At 55.0% G+C, this 19,868-nt stretch carries 14 protein-coding genes; 9 read left to right on the top strand and 5 right to left on the bottom strand.

The window, feature by feature from the left end; genetic code table 11:
• Positions 1-48 precede the first annotated feature (48 nt).
• Positions 49-1,158: a glycoside hydrolase family 88/105 protein gene (locus tag MKX51_RS25825; protein WP_340994385.1), complete on the top strand. Its 1,110-nt coding sequence runs from the start codon at positions 49-51 to the stop codon at positions 1,156-1,158.
• Between the two features lie 93 nt (positions 1,159-1,251).
• The gene (locus MKX51_RS25820) at positions 1,252-2,595 is read left to right on the top strand and encodes a glycoside hydrolase family 28 protein (RefSeq protein WP_340994384.1); all 1,344 of its coding nucleotides are present in this window, start codon (positions 1,252-1,254) and stop codon (positions 2,593-2,595) included.
• A gap of 454 nt (positions 2,596-3,049) precedes the next feature.
• Here the strand turns inward: MKX51_RS25820 and MKX51_RS25815 are convergent, their stop codons facing one another.
• Genes MKX51_RS25815 through MKX51_RS25805 form a run of 3 tightly spaced genes read right to left on the bottom strand, consistent with a single transcriptional unit; the run spans position 3,050 to position 4,776 of the window.
• Positions 3,050-3,688 carry a hypothetical protein gene (locus MKX51_RS25815; RefSeq protein WP_340994383.1) on the bottom strand — a complete coding sequence of 213 codons (639 nt, stop codon included), beginning with the start codon at positions 3,686-3,688 and terminating at the stop codon, positions 3,050-3,052.
• Positions 3,685-4,194, bottom strand: coding sequence for a flavodoxin family protein (locus tag MKX51_RS25810; RefSeq protein ID WP_340994382.1), 510 nt, complete (start codon positions 4,192-4,194; stop codon positions 3,685-3,687). The genes MKX51_RS25815 and MKX51_RS25810 overlap by 4 nt, the downstream gene beginning before the upstream one ends.
• Before the next feature lie 12 nt (positions 4,195-4,206).
• Positions 4,207-4,776, bottom strand: coding sequence for a TetR/AcrR family transcriptional regulator (locus tag MKX51_RS25805; protein ID WP_340994381.1), 570 nt, complete (start codon positions 4,774-4,776; stop codon positions 4,207-4,209).
• Positions 4,777-4,980: 204 nt separating this feature from the next.
• Between MKX51_RS25805 and MKX51_RS25800 the strand changes: the two genes are divergently transcribed.
• Positions 4,981-5,997, top strand: coding sequence for a ketoacyl-ACP synthase III (locus MKX51_RS25800; protein ID WP_340938208.1), 1,017 nt, complete (start codon positions 4,981-4,983; stop codon positions 5,995-5,997).
• Between the two features lie 258 nt (positions 5,998-6,255).
• Here MKX51_RS25800 and MKX51_RS25795 read toward each other — a convergent pair whose 3' ends face one another.
• Entirely contained in the window at positions 6,256-7,281 is a 1,026-nt protein-coding gene (locus MKX51_RS25795; RefSeq protein ID WP_076085058.1) for a LacI family DNA-binding transcriptional regulator, read from the bottom strand.
• A gap of 314 nt (positions 7,282-7,595) precedes the next feature.
• Between MKX51_RS25795 and MKX51_RS25790 the strand changes: the two genes are divergently transcribed.
• On the top strand, positions 7,596-12,749 hold the full coding sequence (locus MKX51_RS25790; RefSeq protein ID WP_340994380.1) for a carbohydrate binding domain-containing protein: 5,154 nt from the start codon (positions 7,596-7,598) through the stop codon (positions 12,747-12,749).
• Positions 12,750-13,591: 842 nt separating this feature from the next.
• Here MKX51_RS25790 and MKX51_RS25785 read toward each other — a convergent pair.
• Positions 13,592-14,146 carry a GbsR/MarR family transcriptional regulator gene (locus MKX51_RS25785; protein ID WP_076085026.1) on the bottom strand — a complete coding sequence of 185 codons (555 nt, stop codon included), beginning with the start codon at positions 14,144-14,146 and terminating at the stop codon, positions 13,592-13,594.
• Between the two features lie 255 nt (positions 14,147-14,401).
• On the opposite strand from MKX51_RS25785, the gene MKX51_RS25780 reads away from it, so the two are divergent.
• From MKX51_RS25780 to yunB, 5 genes are all read left to right on the top strand, one after another.
• The gene (locus tag MKX51_RS25780; RefSeq protein WP_076085023.1) at positions 14,402-15,601 is read left to right on the top strand and encodes a quaternary amine ABC transporter ATP-binding protein; all 1,200 of its coding nucleotides are present in this window, start codon (positions 14,402-14,404) and stop codon (positions 15,599-15,601) included.
• Positions 15,598-16,434: an ABC transporter permease gene (locus MKX51_RS25775; RefSeq protein WP_340938215.1), complete on the top strand. Its 837-nt coding sequence runs from the start codon at positions 15,598-15,600 to the stop codon at positions 16,432-16,434. Before MKX51_RS25780 ends, MKX51_RS25775 begins: the two co-directional genes overlap by 4 nt.
• Before the next feature lie 15 nt (positions 16,435-16,449).
• Positions 16,450-17,334 (top strand): glycine betaine ABC transporter substrate-binding protein, encoded by an 885-nt coding sequence (locus tag MKX51_RS25770; RefSeq protein WP_076085017.1) that lies wholly within the window; start codon positions 16,450-16,452, stop codon positions 17,332-17,334.
• Positions 17,335-17,542: 208 nt separating this feature from the next.
• Positions 17,543-18,157, top strand: a complete 615-nt coding sequence (locus MKX51_RS25765; RefSeq protein ID WP_340994379.1) for a TVP38/TMEM64 family protein — start codon at positions 17,543-17,545, stop codon at positions 18,155-18,157.
• Positions 18,158-18,818: 661 nt separating this feature from the next.
• A complete protein-coding gene (yunB, locus tag MKX51_RS25760) occupies positions 18,819-19,652 on the top strand; it encodes a sporulation protein YunB (protein WP_340995706.1) in 834 nt (277 codons plus the stop codon).
• Positions 19,653-19,868 lie beyond the last annotated feature (216 nt).

Here is a 19,868-nt window from a genome sequence, read left to right as displayed (position 1 = left end):
GCCGCCGAGGGACGGTGGGACCTTCTAAACGATGAAAGGGGTATTATCATGATTGGCAGTCTGCAGCAAACACCAATTGAATGGGCGCAAAAAGCCTGTGATTCATTAATGGATACGTATCAGGCGTGGGAACTCCCGCCTGCGCACCGCTGGCATTATCATCAGGGCGTATTCCTGTGCGGGATGGAGCTGCTGTGGAAGAAGCTCCGGGAGGACCGCTATATCGATTATATTAAGCAGTATGTGGATGATCTCGTGGATGAGCAGGGGAATTTCGACTTTGCCCGGGATGAGCTGGATGCCGTCCAGGCGGGGCTGCTGCTCTTCACGCTGTATGAACGGACCGGCAAGCGGAAATACCGGGAGGCGGCGGCCAAGCTTCGCCATCTGCTGCTGACGCTGAACCGGACCTCCGAAGGAGGGTACTGGCATAAGGACAAATATCCGAACCAGATGTGGCTGGACGGACTGTACATGGCCGGGGTGTTCTCGCTGAAGTACGCGAATATTTATAGAGACGATGCCTTGCGGGCCGAGGTGCTGCACCAGGAGCGCCTGATGCGCAAATACATGAAGGACGAGGCAACCGGCCTGCTCTACCATGCCTGGGATGAGAGCCGCCGCATGCCATGGTCGAATCCCGCCACCGGCTGCTCGCCGGAATTCTGGAGCCGCTCGCTTGGCTGGTACGGGCTTGCCGTCTCACAGTTCATGGATGAACTGCCGGAGACTGATCCTGGACGGGCCGAGCTTGCAGCCGAGCTAAGCGGATTCGTACAGGCGTTGATCCGTTATCAGGATCCGGGAAGCGGCCTGTGGTATCAGGTGGTAGATAAGGGACATGAGCCTGACAATTGGCTGGAGACCTCCGGCTCCTGTCTGTTCGTCTACACGATTGCCAGAGCCGTGAAGCTTGGTATCCTTCCGGCTGAAGTAGCGGATGAAGCGGCGGAAGCCGCGCGTAAAGGCTACGAAGGCTTAATTCAGGTGCTCCAGTGGGATGAGCAGGGCCGGCTGCTGCTGCCGGATATCTGCATCGGGACCTCTGCGGGAGATTACCGCAACTATGTTACCCGCCCGAAGGTCAGCAATGATCTGCATGGCGTGGGCGCGCTGGTGATGGCCTGTGTGGAGATGCAGGATTTGTATCCGGCATAAGCGGAGTGGAGTTAGGAGCTGCTAGTTCAGGCATAGGAGTAATAGAGCATAAAGCTGTCTGGACCGGCAGCGGATTAGAAGAGGAGGCGGACAGTGTATAACATAGTGGACTACGGAGCGCAGCGGGACAGCGGAGTACCGGCAACGCAAGCGATTGCGGACGCGGTTGCAGCAGCACGCGGTGCCGGTGGCGGGAGGGTATATATTCCGGCTGGCACCTTCCTGACCGGCGCAATCCGTCTATACAGCAATATTGAGCTGCATCTCAGTCCTGGTGCGGTATTGTCCTTCAGTACCGATCCGGCGGATTATCCTGCCGTGGAATCACGGTGGGAAGGGGTGAAGCGGGAGGTTCATGCCGCCTGCATCTACGGAGCGGGCCTGACTAATGTCTCGATTACCGGGAGCGGAACCATTGACGGGAATGGAGAACCCTGGTGGGAGAAGCACCGCAGCCGCCCGGAAGAGCTGGAGTATCCCCGTCCGAGACTGATTGGTTTCGACGATTGCAACCGGGTGACGCTCCGCGATCTAACGCTGGTGAATTCCCCAAGCTGGACGGTGAATCCGATCAACTGCAGCAATGTGATGATCGATAATCTGTCGATCCTGAATCCGGCAGATTCGCCGAATACCGATGGAATCAATCCCGAATCCTGCCGCGATGTGCGTATCAGCAACTGCCATATCGATGTCGGCGATGACTGTATTGCCATTAAGGCAGGCACCGAGGATACCCGGGAACGGATTCCCTGCGAGAATATCACGATTACGAACTGCGTGATGGTCCACGGGCACGGCGCGGTGGTGCTGGGCAGTGAGATGAGCGGCGATATCCGCAATGTGACGATCAGCAATTGTGTATTTAAGCAGACGGACCGCGGCATCCGCATGAAGTCCCGGCGGGGACGGGGCGGGATTATTGAGGATATCCGGATCAGCAATATAGTGATGGAGGATGTGATCTGTCCCTTCACGCTGAATCTCTACTATTTCTGTGGGCCCCGGGGCAAGGAGAAATACGTCTGGGACAAGAATCCGTATCCGGTGACGGAAGAGACGCCGCAGTTCCGGCGGATTCATTACGCCAACATTACCGCCCGCAACGTCCATGCCGCTGCCGGATTCCTGTACGGGCTGGCGGAGCAAGCCGTCTCGGAAATCACCTTCACCAACATTGATATCTCGATGGCGGAGCATGCCGTGCCCGGTCAGCCCGACATGATGGCAGGGCTTCAGGACATGCAGCGCCGGGGCTTCTTTCTTGGCAATGTCCGCGAGGTGCAGTTCCAGCAGGTCACTATTGAGAACCACGACGGCCCGGCCTTTTATATTGAGAACGGGGAAGAAGTGGAGTTCCTGAACTGCCGCTCCAGGAACACGGCCAAGCCGGAGAAGCTGGTGGAACAGGTTACAGTGTCGCTGGCGGAACTATAAAAGCCTGGGGGGCCGGTGAGACCTGGTGAGATCAGGGGGAGGCATTCCTTGGGCATGCGAATAGAGGTTGTAAGTGAAAGAGCCTGGTCCCTGTTGGGGACCGGGCTTTTAAGGTTACATAGAAGTTTGTTCTAATTAACCTGGATTTTCAAGGCGTAGATCGCACTACGTTTCTTCCAAGCGCGGATAAGGATAGCTGTATTCCATACATTTAAAAACAGTGAAAAGGAGGGTTCGCCGCTTCTAAATGTAGTTTGTACAACTAAATCTGCCCGAATGGGAAGAAGCCTGGTATTGTTGGAGTTTAGGTGTACGAAATACAACTAAACGCATCATTGGTGCAATATCAGGTGATTTAAGTGTACGGAGTGCAACTAAGTCCTATATTAAGTCCTCCGCTCGTATCGTAATCGGGTACGGCAACCCACCAGTATGCAATGGGTTACACTTTTCGCTACATCCTCCGCCGCAGATCCTTCGGCTTCAGCCCGTTCTCCCTGGCTGTGCGGTGCCAGAAGGAACGGGTGGAATAGAATTTCCAGGCAAAGCGAGGGAAGTTCGGACTGAAGAGCAGGGAATCCCCGGCGCTTCTGGACTGGATGCTCTCGGCCAGGCTATGCATGGCACGGCCCAGATTCTTCAGCGGCCCCCGGCCCAGAGGAACCTTATCCATGGAGCCCAGCATTTCCCCGGCGCCTTGGCCTATGGCTTGCCCGAAGTGAACACCGGCGCGCGCGCACCAATTCTTAAGGATTTCCACCGCAATGTGGTTCTGCTGTCCCTCATAGAAGCCGTTGTTAATCAGCGCATAGACGTAAATCTCCCGTTCGCGCTCGGTCTTCAGATATCCTTCCAGGGTAACCAGCAGCTGGAACAAGTGTGACGGAATTCCGTCATAATACAGCGGGAAGGCCAGAACGAGCACATCCATGCCGCATAGCTCGCTGTATTGCCCGGGGGCGAGCGGTCTTTTATTCGGCGTATAGGTGTGCAGTTCGTTCCCGTCCGCAATCAGCCGCTCCAGCATGGACAGCAGTATGCCCGAGTTGCTGCCGTTTGGCTTGGGGCTGCCGTTAATCAGCGCGATGTTCATTGGAGGGCCTCCTTAATGTGCTGCGGGCTGGTGTGGAAATAGACGTTGTTCTCTGACGAATACAGATTCAGGCCGTTTGCCGCGACCAGCATTCGGGCCGTATGCTGCTCAGCCTCCGTAAGGTCACTGCCATAGAAATGTACGGATAATGTGAACTGGTGTTGATAGCGGGGCCGGTGATGTGTCTCCCCGTGTGTGGTGACAAAATAGGGCAGCATGTAGGAGAGACTCCGGTTCAGCACATTCAGCACAAAGGGGCTATAGCTGCCGTACATACATTGACTGATGATCATGAGCTCATCGCTGCGGGAGAACAGCTCCCCCAGATTGTCGTAGCCATCTCTCTTAATGACGCATGTCCCGGGAGTCCGGGTCCAGCAGCCGAAGCAGCCCATGCACGAACGGATCGCACCGCTATCCGAGATGACCGTTACTTCCTCTTGCGCCGTATCCCCCAGCCAGCCCGCGAATTCTTGCTCCTGCAGATCGTGTATGATCGTTCTCAAGACTTCATCTCCCTAAAAGATAGATTTAAGCTCCAGCAGATCGCGCCAGTTGCCCGAATAACGCACTCCGTTATTGGTAAGCAAAGCCGTAATTCCATGCACCATGGACCAGAGTGCAACTAAGTGCCTGGTGAATTCCGACTCCGGCAGCCCGCTGCCGCGGAACACTTCATAGACCGTTGTCCGGAATAGGGCAAATGGCGGATAGCTGTCAGAATCGTAGTTGTCCAGATCAATAACGATGCCTGAATGGTAGAACAGAAACTGGAAATACTGTGGATGCTCTATGAAAAAATCAATATAGGCCTGCCCCAGCAGGATAATCGTATCAGGGTTCTCCGCCTGTCCTTGAACGGAGGCATGCAGGGTGTCCATAAACTGGCTCGTGACATGTTCCCCCATGGCGGCTACCAGTTCATCTATATTTTTGAAATGGCTGTAGGGGGCGGTATGGCTGACTGCACATTCGGCGGCTACTTTGCGCAGGGAAAAGCTATTCATGCCGTCCAAGTTAATCAGCTTGATACCAGCTTCGATCAGCTGGTTGCGTAAATTGCCGCGGTGGTAGGGTTTATCTTTCAAGGTATGCATGCTTCCTTTCATACTTGCCTGTCATCTTAACAATGTAAAGATTGTAGCATGTGTTTGTGATCTTTACAATGTTAAGATGTGATTGCAGACGGGCGATTCCGGGTATACATTTTGCAAAATAGTCAGGAGCAGGTTATAATTAGTACCAAGTACTAATATCAGATACTAATAAACTGAAAAGCTGAGGTGGTTCACATGACAGGTGCAAAAATAACAGCGATCGGATCTTACGTGCCGGCCCGCAGACTTACGAATCAGGATCTGGAGCAGATGGTGGATACCAATGATGAGTGGATTGTGCAGCGGACGGGTATCCGGGAGCGCAGGATCAGCCGCGCGGATGAATATACCAGTGATCTGTGTGCAGCTGCCGTCCGGGATATGATGAAGCGTTATGGCAAAAGCGTGCAGGATGTCGATATGGTGCTTGTGGCGACCAGCACGCCTGACTTTTCTTTTCCATCTGTGGCGTCCATTGTGCAGAATACCCTTGGCATTCCGCTGACTGCGGGAGCGATCGATCTGAGCGCCGCCTGCGCTGGATTCGTATATGCTCTGCATACGGCTCATGCGCTGGTGTCTTCGGGACTGCATCATAAGGTGCTGGTCATCGGTGCCGACACGCTATCCAAGATCACCGATTATACGGACCGCAGTACCTGCATTCTGTTCGGGGATGGAGCAGGGGCTGTGCTGGTGGAGAGCAGCGGGAGCGGGGCGTCAGACGACTTCATGGGATACCATCTCGGCAGTGACGGAAGCGGAGCGCAGCATGTCTATCGCACAGGGCTGGCGGAGAAGGTGAACGGAGTGGAGCTTGCCGGTTCAGGCATGCTGGTACAGAACGGGCGTGAAGTCTTCAAGTGGGCGGTCCGTACGGTTCCGCAGGGAGTACAGCAGGTGCTGAAGAACGCCGGAGCAGAGCTTGCGGAAGTAGACTGGTTCATCCCGCACAGCGCCAATCTGCGGATGATTGAACCCATCTGTGAACGGCTGAACTATCCGCTCGGGCAGGCACTGTACAGTCTTGAAGCCTTCGGTAACACCTCGGCTGCCAGTATTCCGCTTGCGCTGGATCTGGGCATCCGCGAAGGGAAGGTGCGCAGCGGCCAGCAGGTGTTGCTGTACGGCTTCGGTGCGGGTCTTAGTCATGCGGGCCAACTGGTCAGATTGTCGCTGGACCCTCAGGCAGCCGAGCCTGCTCCGCTGTGATGCGGTCAGTATAGAGGGCAAGGACAGGCCAATGTGGGGGCCAAGCCGAAAAATGGTCCCCAAAACCAGAAAAACGGTGCCTTGAAGCAGTCCGTTAAATGAGCGATTATAGTATCGAAAGCGTTTTCGGGTGGGTGCATAGTGCAGCCAAGCGAAGTTCTGGGCTGGAGGGGAGGGATTGAAGGGCAATTCCGGGAGAAGCAGGAGTACAGTGATTCAAGCGATTCAAGCGATTCAGTAATTCAGGGATTTAGCCGTTTACCGGTTCAAGTGTTTCAGCCCGCTGCCGCAGGATTCACGGACGATTAACGCCGGTTCAACTACAAATGAGCCGCCTTCAGACTGGTTATTGATGAGATCGAACAGCATATGGGCGGCGAGCACACCCAGGCGTTCCTTGTTCTGGCGGATGGTCGTCAGCGTAGGGCTGGTATACTGGCAGGCCTCAATATCATCACAGCCGATGATGGCCACATCCTCGGGAACACGCAGACCCTGCTCCTTCAAGGCGCGGACTGCGCCGAGAGCGAGGAGATCGGAGGCGGCGAAGACCGCTTTTGGCAAATCTCCCGATGCAATTAACGAGTTCATTGCCGCATACCCGCTGGGCTCGAAGAAATCGTCACCATGCACGAACCACTTAGGATTCATGACCAGGCCGAAGCCTGCAATGGCTCTGACATACCCTGCTTCGCGCCGGTTGGAGATATCCGAATCCGCTCTGCTGCCTATGAAGCCAAGCTCCCGGTGTCCGAGCAGGTAGAAATGCTCCACCACCTTGGAAGCAATCTGGTAATTATCTGACATGACATAGCCGGATTTCCTGCCGGTCAGCTCCAGGTCAACGCCGATGCAGGGAATATGGCTCCGGTCGAGTTCCTGTATCGCAGGCTCCATCTGTTCTCCCGAGATAATGACACAGCCGTCCACATGGAAATGCAGGCAACGCGAGTAGTAATCGCCGCTGTTAATGAACTTCTCATTCGAGAAGAAAATCAGGTCATACCCCAGTACGCCCATCTGCTTCTTGAACGAATTCAGCACCTCTACAAAAAAAGGATGGGTAAATTCCACATTCAGCTCACCGGCAAAAATAACCCCGATCAGATTGGACTTCTTGGTAGCCAGCGTCTTGGCGGAGCTTGAGGGGGTATATCCGGTTTGTTCGATGATTTCGAGCACTCTTCGTTTCGTTTTTTCGGATACATCGCTGTAATTGTTCATGATTTTGGAGACAGTCGATACAGAGACCCCGGCCATTTCGGCGATTTTTTTGATATTCATTTGCATGGCTATGCTCACCCCCGCTTCATAGTTATAACAGGGCCAAAAGACGGGTATGCCAGGGTTTCTCAAGGCTACTGACCGTTCACTTGGACGCTCTCTGCTGTCAAACAGCAGTCCTTTCTAGAGTCTATTCAACTTGCCGAAACAAGTCAAAGGTTAATTGCGTTCAGAGGAATGGCACGGAGAAAATCGAAACCGATTTCGATTAGGGAGCTTGAGGGTACTGTAGAGGGAGCTGAGAGCAGCTTGAAGGCGCGGGGCGATGGAAATGCGGTAAGAGGAGACTCAAATCCTGAGGAGGCATACACGGAATGAAAAGAAATCTATCAGCGTTGTTAGCGGCCGCTGTCATCGTTACCGGACTTCTATCGCCGCTGGGCAGCGGCGGGGCTGAGGCGAAATCTGTTCAGGGTAGATTGACAGCGTCTGCGGAGACTACGGCCGCCTTGCAGAGCGGGAGCTTGGCTGCTAGTGATTTGAAAGCGTTTACTGATGTAAAAGAGGGCAGCTGGGCGGCACATGCAGTGCAGCGCTGGAGCCGCAGCGGGGTGATCTCCGGCTACAGGGACGGCAGCTTCCGGCCGGAGCAGCAGGTAACCCGGGCAGAATTTACGGCAATCATTAACCGTATCTTCGGCTATACGGACATGGCGGCTGTGCTTCCGGCAGATGTCCCGGCGGCCGCCTGGTATAAGGACGATATCGCCAAAGCGGTAGCGGCGGGGTATCTGAGCGCTGGCGCAGATCAGCGAATCGAACCTGCGGCTCCGCTGAAACGCGGGGAGGCGGTCCTTGCGCTTCAGCGGATACTGAGGCTGGAGACAGAGCGTCAAGCGAAGGGGATGTATAGCGACCTGGCGGGAGCCGACAGCGCAGTTAGCGCTGCGGCGGATGCTTTTACGGCAGCCGGTTATATGCAAGGCTATCCCGGAGGCTTATTCAAGCCGGACGGGAGGATTACACGTGCCGAGCTGGCGAAGCTGGCGGATACACTGGTGACGGAGCTGCGCTCCGCCGCCGGGGAAGTGAAGCTGGGCAGGGTAAAGGGGAATGTGGTGCTGAGCCATAAGGATATTACACTGAGGGATAGTATCATTGAAGGCAATCTCTATCTTACGGAGGGGATCGGGGAAGGAGTGATCCGGCTTCAGGGGGTGCAGGTTACAGGCACAACCTATATTCGCGGCGGCGGAGGGCAGGGAGTGAGCCTTGCGGACAGCAGCCTTGGGGCTGTGCAGGTGGCGAAGCCGAAGGGGAGTGTCCGCATCGTTGCCAGCGGGACGACAACAGCCGGAACAGTGCAGCTTGATTCCGGTGCTATCCTTGAAGAAGGTGCGCTTACCGGGGAAGGATTCGCTGGTGTTGTACTCCCGCCAGGGGAGCAGGCGGTCACTCTTATTGGCAATTATGGGGTTGTATCCACCGCTGATGCGGCTGGAGGCAACCTCACGCTGAGCTTGTCGGGCAAGCTATCCAAGCTGATCTGGGGCACTCCCGGCAAGCTGGTGCTGATGAATCAGGCGCAGGTGGCAGAGCTGCTCCTTACAGCCGGTGCCCGGGGCACCGTGATTCTGGGCAGCGGCAGCTTTGGCACCGTGCTGAATCAGGCCGAAGCTGTCACAGCCGGGGGCGTCGCTCTCAAGACGGGCAGCCGCAGCAATCTCAATCTGGCCTCGCCGCAGGCCAGCCAGCCGCCTGTTGCCGCCGGTGGCGGGGAGACGGCGACGGCTACACCGGAGCCCACGCCAACGCTCACACCAGAGGTTACGCCGGAGCCGACACCAATACCGACACCAGAGGTTACGCCAGAGCCGACGCCAATACCGACACCGGAGGTTACGCCGGAGCCGACACCAATACCGACACCGGAGGTTACGCCAGAGCCGACGCCAATACCGACACCGGAACCAACCCCAACGCCGACACCAACACTAAGTCCAACACCCACACCAGCGCCGACCAGTGATCCGTGGAGTCTGGTGTGGAATGATGAATTCGATGACAATGTCATTGATCCCGCGAAGTGGACCTATGATCTCGGCGATGGCACCGCTGTCGGGAATCCGGGCTGGGGCAATAATGAGCTGGAGTATTACACCAATGATCCGAAGAATGTGAAGGAGCAGGACGGCAAGCTGATCATTACTGCGCGTAAAGAAGCGGTGGGTGGCAAGCCGTACACTTCCACAAGAATTAAGACGAATGGATTGTACAGCAAAATGTACGGCAAATTCGAGATCCGGGCGAAGGCACCGGCAGGCAAGGGGCTGTGGCCGGCGATCTGGATGCTGCCGGAGAATTATGTGTACGGCAATTGGGCGGCCTCCGGGGAGCTGGATATTATGGAAGGCTGGGGCAGCCGTCCGAATGTAGTTGCCGGAACGATCCACTATGGTTCCCAGTGGCCGGATAATGTCTATTCCGGCAAGGAGTATGTGCTGCCGGGCGGTTCCACTATTGAAGAGTTCCACACCTATTCCATTGAATGGGAGCCGGGGGAGATCCGCTGGTATGTGGACGGGGTACTGTTCTCGACCAAGAATGACTGGTACAGCAAGAGCAGCGGACAGCCGGCTATCAATGCGTATCCGGCACCGTTCAACCAGAAGTTCCACCTGCTGATGAATCTGGCAGTCGGCGGCAACTTTGACGGTAATCCTACGGAAGAAACGGTATTTCCGAGTTCCATGGAGATTGACTATGTCAGAATCTATGAGCTGACCGGACGCGAATACCGGCAGCCGGTACCGGTAGAGCTGGCGAAGGAGCCTTATCTGGAGGGAGCAAAGCCGCCGCTGGCGGACGGCAACTTCATTTATAACAGCGGGTTCACGGAGCAGGTAGAGGGAGATCCCGGGCTGGGTATCCCGAATACAGCCCACTGGGTACTGTATAAGGATGAAGGCGCGGATGCGGCTCTCTCTCTGGAGCAGGCCGGCGGTGTGAATCTCCTCAAGGTAAACATCTTGAAGCCGGGCGGCAATTCCTATTCGATTCAGCCGCAGGCCATTGTCTCGCTGGCGAAGGGCAGATACTACAAGCTGAGCTTCGATGCCAGAACGGATACGGCCAGGGAGTTCACTGCCCGGCTGACCGGCGGCGCACCGCTGGGCTTCCCGTCCTATTCTCCGGCGTTCAAGGCGGTGCTGACCCCGCAGCTTCAGCATTACGAGACGATGTTCCAGATGAAGGAGAGCTCGGACAATGCCGCGCGGATTGAGTTCAATCTGGGGACCAACGCTTCCCCGGTCTGGCTTGGCAATGCACGGCTTGAAGAGATCGGCAGTATTCCCTTCGATCATGACAGCGCCAAGGCGCCGCTCGGCAGCGGCAACCACCTGTACAACGGCAGCTTTGATCTGGGGGAACCGGATCGGATGAGCTATTGGCATATCGATGCTTCAGGGGGTGCGGAGGTTACCCCGGGGGTTGAGGCTGACGGTCGCCTGAAGCTGGACATAATAGGCGCGGACAACGGCAGCAGCGAGATTACGCTGCAACAAAAGGGGATCTTCCTGGTGCAAGGCCAGGATTATAAGCTGACCTTCGAGGCGGATAGCTCCTCTGCACGGACAGCAATTATTGAACTGCGCGGCCATGACGGCGAAGTCTATGCTTCGGAGCCGGTACAGCTGAGTGCGGGACCTCAGCAGGTTGAGGCGGTGTTCAAGAATCTCGCGGGAGCTAAGGATCATCTTGGACAATTCGTACTGCGGCTTGGCGGGAGCACCGGAACGGTCCATTTGGATCAATTCGTGCTGGTACGCACCAGCTCCTATTATGATCCTGATCTGACCTATTACCCGCTCTTGAACGGGGATTTCAGCTTCGGGCTTACGAGCTGGGAGCGGCTGCTGACAGAAGACGGCGGCCAGAGCACTGCGGCAGCGGCGGATGGGGCAGCGAAATTCAGCATTACGAACACCGGCAATCAGGCGTATTCGGTGATGCTTTTCCAGAATAACCTGAAGGCAGCGGCGGGCCTCAATTATGTGGTTGAATTCGACGCCAGTGCCAGCGTGGCCCGGCAGATCAATGTGAAGGCAGAGAATGCGAGCTATTCCCCTTCCATCGATAAGACGGTGGAGCTGACACCAGAGATGAAGCATTACCGGTTCGAATTCCGGCAGGGGGCGAATGATATGCTCTCGCTGAAATTCCTGCTCGGCAAGGTAGGCGGAGTGAGTGTTCCTCAGAGTCATGACATCATTATTGACAATGTCAGATTCGAGATTAAGGACGCCCCGGCGAAGCCGCAGGAACTGCTTGCAGATTCCACAGCCAACCGGGTATCACAGCCGATTGAGCTTATCTTCATCGATAAGCCAGAATGGTCAGGCAGCATTAAGTCCGTTAAGGTGAATGGCGTTACGCTTGCGGCGGAGCTGTACCATGTAGGAACGGGAGCAATTACAATTCAGCCTGCCGCCTTCCCGGCAGAGGGAAGCTATATCATTACCGTGGAAGCCGAAGGGTATGTCAACGCCAGTGTGGTTCAGACTATACTGGCGAATGATAACAATCTGGTCGTTAACGGCTCATTCACCAGCGGCAGCTCAGGCTGGTCAACCTGGTCCGGCGAAGGCGGAGCCTCGTCCTTCCAAGTGGTGAACGGAGCAGCGGAGGTGCTGATCACGGCGGCCGGGTCACAAGCCTGGCATACCCAGCTCTATCAGGAGAAAATCCCGCTTGAAGCAGGCGCAACCTATGAGCTCAGCTTCAGAGCGAAATCTACCGTTCCCCGGCAGATTGTCGTGGAGTATAGCGGGACCTCTGCTCAGGCAGCCCAAGCGAAGTTCGACATAACAGCCACATGGGCGACCTATAGCACACAGTTCAGTGTGACGAATAACAATCCGCTGAAGCTGAATTATCTGATCGGAGCCACGCTGGGTGAGGATAAGACGGCGAACCATATAGCGCATACGATTTCTTTTGACGATATCGTGCTTAGGAAGGTAACGGACGGACCGGACACTGAGCCTGCCAGCGGCACGCTGGATAACGGCACATTCGATGCGCAGCCGGCTCTTAAGGGCTGGACCCAGTACTTCGAGGGTGCTGGAAATGCCGCAGTCCAGAATGGAGAGCTTGAGGTGTCGCTGGGCTTCACGGGATCTGCCAACTACGCCGCCCAGGTAGATTACAGGGATCTGAAGCTGACTCAGGGGAAAAGCTATACCTTGGCCTTCAGCGCCCGTTCGGATATCAACCGGCTGATTGAGGTGGCAGTTGAGCATAACGGCGGCGATTACACCAAATATCTGCCGGTGACGGCGACGGCTCTGACAGGCGACATGCAGCGCTTCAGCTACACCTTTACCATGAACGGCGGAACGGATGCAGGTGTTCATCTGGTCTTTCTGCTGGGGCTGAATCCCGGCAACAGCGCAGAGACGAATGCCGCTATCGAAGCAGGCAATCATATCTTCATCGATGATGTCAGTCTGATCGAGAACCCGTAAGCTAACGAAAGACAGCGTAATTTGCCGGTAGTATAACTGCCAGTGACAGCACATCAGCATGCGAAAACGGCGGCGATCCTTGAATTCAAGGGTCGCCGCCGTTTTGATGCTTGTAGGGAAACTATAGTTTCCCTGGTGGAGCATCCCATGGCCCGAATGTATGTGGAAAACAGTATACATTGTGCTCAAGCGCAGGCGATGGCCCCAATGTATGTGGAAAACAGTATACATTGTGCTCAAACGCAGGCGATGGCCCGAATGTATGCGGAAAACAGCATACATTGTGCTCGCACGCAGGCATATGGCCCGAATGTATGCGGAAAACAACATACATTGTGCTCGCACGCAGGCTTATGGCCCGAATGTATGCGGAAAACAGTATACATTGTGCTCAAACGCAGGCGCATGGCCCAAATGTATGCGGAAAACAACATACATTGTGCTCAAACGCATGTGATGGCCCGAATGTATGCGGAAAACAGCATACATTGTGCTCAAAAGTAGGCGATGGCTCAAATGTATGCGAGGCTAGGTTCCCTTGAAGTCTTTGGTAGTTCCATTTCCTGCTTAAACAGTGGAGAGGACGAAACGACCCGCGGAGAAGCGATAGCGGTCGCCTTGGTCTCCGGATTTTCACCGAAACCGAATAGGGGAATGAAAAAAATTCTTACGAGCACAGCGATTGTAACAACGTTTCGTTCGCGGAGCGTCCTCACCGAGCGCAAACGTCCATCCAACTCCAAAACAAGGGGTGTCCCTGCCATTTCATGGCTTATGGAACATCCCCATTTGGGACAGCCTTTTCAGCATGAGCAGAATAGTTTGAACGCCAATAGCTGATATTATTCTTTAGGGATTAATTCAAAAATCTTGCCGGTCTCCAGCGCTTCGATCAGCTTCAGCAGCCAGCGGTAATATTTAATGGCTTCCTCAATCTTGAGCTCGTCGGTGTGGAGCAGGCGCGACAGGTCGGGCTCGTCCGCGTAATCGATTTGCATCTGCCGGATTTCGGCGAGTGATTTGTTAAGGGCGGTCATATTCCCTTCAACTGCTTTTCTCCATTTAATAGAGAAGTAATCGCTGAAGTTCTGATGCCAGTCGGGAACCACCTCGAACAGATCCTTGCGGGTGCCCTTGCCCCAGACTTTATCGATCATCTTCAAATCCAGCAGGGTACGTACTCCAGTACTCATGGAGGTCTTACTCATGCCCATGGTGCTGCTTAGTTCATCCAGTGTAACCGGGCCCTCATTAAAGTACATGTAACCGTATAAATGCCCGATGGACAGGGTGATGCCGTATAAATCCATATTTTTGCCGATAGAGTCGATGACCCGTTCACGGGCTTTGCTGATTTTTTCTATTTGCTCGGGCAAAAGCCCCTCTAAATCGTTCATGATGTCCCTCCTGAGGAATAGGCTGACATTCTGCATGTCTCTCCTAGTGTATTGTAATCAAATCCCCGGCAAGAAGTAAAGAATTCATCCGGAACGGAATCCGGCGTTAAACAGAGTATTCTATACGTAAAGTTTGTAAAGTTAAAACTGTACACTAAATTTTAACCGAATATGCGCTTTGCTTATTTTTTCGTAAGTCCGTTACACTAGGTCAGTAGCGTTAACCCGAAAGTAAAGGGAGAGAAGGAGGTCACCATGGCAATTATAGAGGTGAAACAGTTAACCAAAGTATTCGGTCATGATGCAGCACGGGCGCTTCCATTATTAGAACAAGGCTGGTCTAAAGAAAAGATCGCCAGGGAAGCCAAGCTGACGGTCGGTGTGAATAAAGCCGAATTCAGCATTGAAGAGGGAGAAATATTTGTCATTATGGGATTGTCGGGCAGTGGTAAGTCCACGCTTGTCCGTCTATTGAACCGGCTGATTGAGCCTACCGGAGGACAGGTGCTGTTCAAGGGTAAGGATGTTGTCAAGATGAATCCGGAGCAGCTTCGGGAATTCCGGCGGAAGAATATCGGCATGGTCTTTCAAAAGTTCGCGCTGTTCCCGCACCGCAGTGTGCTGGCTAACGCAGAATACGGACTGGAAGTCCAGGGTGTGGAGCGAAGCAAACGAACCCGCCTGGCGATGGAGGCTCTTGAGCTTGTGGGGCTGAAGGGCTGGGAGAATCACCGTCCGGATCAGCTCAGCGGAGGCATGCAGCAGCGTGTCGGCCTGGCGCGCGGTCTGGCCAATGATCCTGACATTCTGCTGATGGATGAAGCCTTCAGTGCGCTTGATCCGCTGATCCGTAAGGATATGCAGCAGGAATTGCTGGAGCTGCAATCCAGAGTGAAGAAGACGATTGTCTTCATCACGCATGATCTGGATGAAGCGCTGCGGATCGGGGACCGTATTGCCCTGATGAAGGACGGGGTCATTGTCCAGATCGGATCGCCGGAAGAAATTCTGATTCAGCCTGCGAACAAATATGTGGAACGCTTCGTAGAGGATGTGGATCTGTCCAAAGTATTGACCGCTTCCCATGTCATGCGCCAGCCGGAGATGATCCGCCCGGAACGCGGTCCCCGGGTAGCCCTGCAGCTCATGCGGGACAGCGGGGTCTCCAGCCTGTATGTCGCAGATAATGAGATGCGGCTGCAGGGTCTGCTGACAGCGGATAATGCCTCACAGGCCTTGAAGGAGAACCGCAGTATTCTGGATGTGATGCTGCGCGACATTCCCCGGGTTCAGCCGGATACCCTGCTGAATGATCTGTTCGAGCTGATGTCGGAGACGCATCTGCCCGTTGCTGTAGTGGGGGAAGGCGAGAAGCTGAAGGGCATTGTTATCAAAGGGGCCGTGTTGTCTGCCCTGGCCGGTAACGCGGTTCCTGAAGGAGGAATTGGTTCATGAATTTACCCAAAATACCGCTCGGAAAGGGCGTAGAATGGATTGAAAATTGGCTCACGACCTACTTCGGCCCTGTATTTGATATCATTCATGCTGTGATTGGCGGAATGGTGAGCGGGATTGATGCGGCACTGAATTTCCTGCCCGCAATGGTGCTGACCCTTCTGATCGCAGCTCTGGCCTACTGGATCGGCAAATGGCGGATGGCGCTGTTTGCGGTGGTCGGACTGCTCCTGATTGACAATCTTGGATTATGGGGGCCGTCGATGCAGTCGCTGGCCCTGGTATTGACAGCCTCTCTGCTGGCTGTAGTGATCGGGGTTCCGCTAGGAGTGCTGTGTGCACAGAGCCGGACTTTCCAGAACATTGCCACCCCTATCTTAGACTTCATGCAGACGATGCCGGCGTTCGTATATCTGCTTCCAGCCGTGTCGTTCTTCTCGCTGGGCGTCGTTCCCGGCGTCATTGCTTCTATTATTTTTGCTATTCCGCCAACGATCCGGTTAACGAACCTGGGGATTCGCCAGGTCTCACCGGAGCTGGTGGAAGCGGCGGATGCCTTCGGTTCAACCGCAGGGCAGAAGCTGTTCAAGCTGCAATTGCCGATCGCGCTCCCGACCATTATGGCCGGGATTAACCAGACGATTATGCTCTCGCTGTCTATGGTCGTCATCTCGTCCATGATCGGTGCCCAGGGTGTAGGTGCCTATGTATACCGTGCAGTATCACAGGCGAAGACGGGTGCGGGTTTCGAGGCGGGGATTGCGATTGTTATTATTGCCATCCTGCTGGATCGTCTGACCCAGAAGCTCTTCAAATCCAAACCACAAGAATAGGAGTGTATGATTAATATGAAAAGAATCCAATCGATAAAGCGCAGACCCCTGGTCTTGCTGATGCTGCTAATGGCTGTAATTCTGGTAGCTGGTTGTTCGTCCAATACTAACAGTACGGTGAAGCTGGCTTATGTGGCCTGGGATTCCGAGATCGCCAGTACTAACGTAGTCAAGGAAGTGCTGGAAACGAAGCTCGGCGTGAAGGTGGAGATGCTGCAGGTCGATGCCGGACCGATGTGGGCAGGGATTGCTGACGGAAGCGCAGATGCCATGGTAGCCGCCTGGCTGCCAAGCACACATGCCTCTTATCTGGAGAAATACGGCAAGGACATTGAGGATGCCGGTGTGAATCTGGATGGAACGAAGACCGGGCTTGCTGTTCCGGCCTATATGGAGATCAACTCCATTGAAGATCTGAATAATGCGGAAGTAGCGGCAACGCTGGATAAGCGGATTATCGGAATTGAGCCGGGGGCCGGAATTATGACGGCTACGGAAAAAGCGCTCGAAGCCTACGGCTTGAGCGATTATACGCTGCTGGAGAGCTCATCGGCAGCGATGGCGCAGGAGCTGCAGAAGGCTTTTGACAAGAATGAACCGATTGTAGTGACAGGCTGGACGCCGCACTGGATGTTCGCCAATATGGACCTCAAGTACCTGGACGATCCGAAGAATGTCTACGGCGGTGCCGAGCAGATTCATACCATGGTCCGCTCAGGTCTGAAGGAAGATATGCCGGATGTACACAAGTTCCTGAGCCAATTCAAATGGACTGCAGAGGATATGGAGCAGGTTATGGTCAAGATTCAGGGCGGACAATCGCCTGAAGAAGCGGCCAAGGAATGGGTAGAGAGTAATGAAGCCAAGGTTAATGAGTGGACGGCTGGCATCTCTGCTTAAGTGAACTCTGTAGGGTTCAGTGATCTGGCGGCGATGACCGATGTGTGCTATGATGAGAGAAAATAAGCAACAATTCTGTAACTTGTACGCTTATGTCGCAGAATCTATAGTTAGATGTTCAATAAACACCCCGCAAGGGGTGTTTTTCTTCAACGTTAATGAGCGGTTCCTTTACATGCTGCTAAGAGTCAGGAAAGGAGAGCGCTCTATGACCGAGATCATCAATGCCTGGATTGACTGGCTGCTGCAAAGTCTGGGACTTAGCGGGCCGTATATTGTTTTTGCTACCTTTCCGCTCGCCGTGCTGCAAAGCTTGTTCGGATTTTTCCCCCTGGCGATTCTGATTGTGCTCCATGTTTCTGTATTCGAAGTGATCGGCGGGATGGCTGTCAGCTGGCTGGCCTGCAACCTGGGCGCGGTAGTCGTCTATTTTCTCTTCCGGCGCTATCTCTTCGACTGGTTCGACCGCAAATGGGGCTACAAGCTCAAGAAGTATGAGAAATGGCAGACCTATCTGGACCGTTACGGGATTTGGACCCTGGTGCTGCTGCGTACGATTCCGGTGGTGCCCAGCAATATCATCAATCTGATGTCAGCCGTGTCTCCGATGAAGCCGGCGGCGTATGTCTGGGGGACGGTGCTAGGCAATCTGTCTTTTATCTGGCTGTTCGGTACGCTCAGCTCCTCGCTCATTGTCCCGCGTGAGGACTGGAACGGTTTTCTGTTGTGGTATGGCGTATTTATGCTGATTCTGCTTGCTATCTTTGTCCGGCTGCATTGGGGGCATCTTCAGGAGGATAAGCGCAAGCGGGCGGGGCATTAGAAGAACGTTGCTGCGGTGTGCTGCCGCGGGGATGTTCTTTTTTTGTTGTTTTAAGGCGGGCATAGAGTTGGGAGGAGGAGCCTGTGAATGATCTGAAAGTGGAACATCAAAGCGAAAGCCCCACATTGTGGGGTTATTTCGTACGGGTGCTGAATAGCTTAGTAGTACAGGGGCGGCTTGACCGCAGGAATGTCGGGAGGGACGGCAGGGCATGGGCAGAATCAGAAAATGGGGGAAACGGAGCACAGGCGTACCGCTCTTCGGGCGTCTGCGTCTGCCGGACTTCAGCGGAAGCGGTCCTAGGGGGTCTGGCGGGCGCCGCCAGGCCTTCAAGGCCAAACCGTCCAGAGCGGGAATCCGGCCGCCGGGCGCGGGTTCGGGAGCAAGGTTCGAAGCGAAGCCGTCAAGACCCGGCGTCGGGCTGGCTGGCCGGAGCTGGGGGCGGAGCGGGGGCTTCGTGGCGAAGCCCTCCAGGTCCAGCGGAGCGGATTACGGGACAGCGAAGCCGTCCGGGAGAGCAGCAGGCGCTCCGGGCCAGCGGGTCTGGCGCAAGGCCGGGCGTGCGGGCGGCGGGTTCCGCCTGTTCGGCAGCAGGGACGGGAAGCGGCAGGAAGCTGCCGGGGGCAAGGAGCAGAAGCCGCGCAGACGGGGCAGATTCTGGATCATCGTAAGCCTGCTGCTGATTCTGGCGGTGCTGCAGGGGCTGCGTTATGTGGAGCAGCATATGAAGCCGCCGATCCTGCATCTGGCGCAGATCCGGGTGAAGCAGATCGCCACGGAATCGATTAACAAGGCGATTACGTCCCAGGTGGCGGACGGCGGGAATGCCGAAGCGCTGATTGACTGGAAGACAGACAAGAACGGCAAAATCTCCGGCTTCATGCTCAACTACAAGGAGCATATGCGAATCACCTCGCAGGCCGCCGAGGTGATACAGTCTACGCTGCAGGAGCTGCATAACCGCAGCGAGCGCATACCGCTGGGCCAGGCGCTCGGCAGCCCGCTGATTGCCTCCTTTGGACCCGATATCCCGATCAAGATCGAGCCTCAGGGGGCCGTGAAGGTAGAGCTGAACACCCGGCAGCAAAATGCCGGAATCAATATGATTCTGGTTGAGGTCTATATTCATATTGTGACCGAGGTAGCGGTTGTAATTCCATTTGACATGGAGCCGCAGGTGGTGGATACCGAGATTCCCGTCTCCTACCTGATGGTAGTCGGTGACGTTCCAATGTACTACTATGACAATCAGGGCAAGCCTGTCGGCGAGAACGGCAGCAGCGCCCCGGGCATCGCCATCCCGGCCCCTTCGCTGAGTACTGAGAAGGGCAGCACCGGCGTGGACAGAACACCAGCAGGCGGCGGCAACAGCAGCTCGGGCTCCGGCGGATCAGGCGGACATGCGGGCAGCGGGGAGAGCCCCGCGCCTGCCGCAGGCGTAACTACTGTGCCTGATGCGTCCGGGGGAGACGGCAATGCGGGCGGAGACAATTAGTATGGTGAAAAGAATACGGGAGAATAGCAGGCTTCAGCCGCACGCTATACATCCAGAAGCCAAGAAGAACCGCCAAGAACAGGCGGTTCTTTTATTAAAATATGAAGTGCGTAGTCCTAAGGTTTGTGTTCTCTTTGCCTCCACACTCCTCCCAATTATAGTCCACCTATACAATATTAATGCACTATGAATCAGCCGGATGGACTTCTATAATAA

This window comes from Paenibacillus sp. FSL M7-0420, from assembly GCF_038002345.1.
In the GTDB taxonomy this organism is placed as follows: Bacteria; Bacillota; Bacilli; order Paenibacillales; family Paenibacillaceae; genus Paenibacillus_AQ.
Note: the sequence above shows the minus strand (reverse complement) of the source record. Positions and strands in the feature narration are given on the sequence as shown.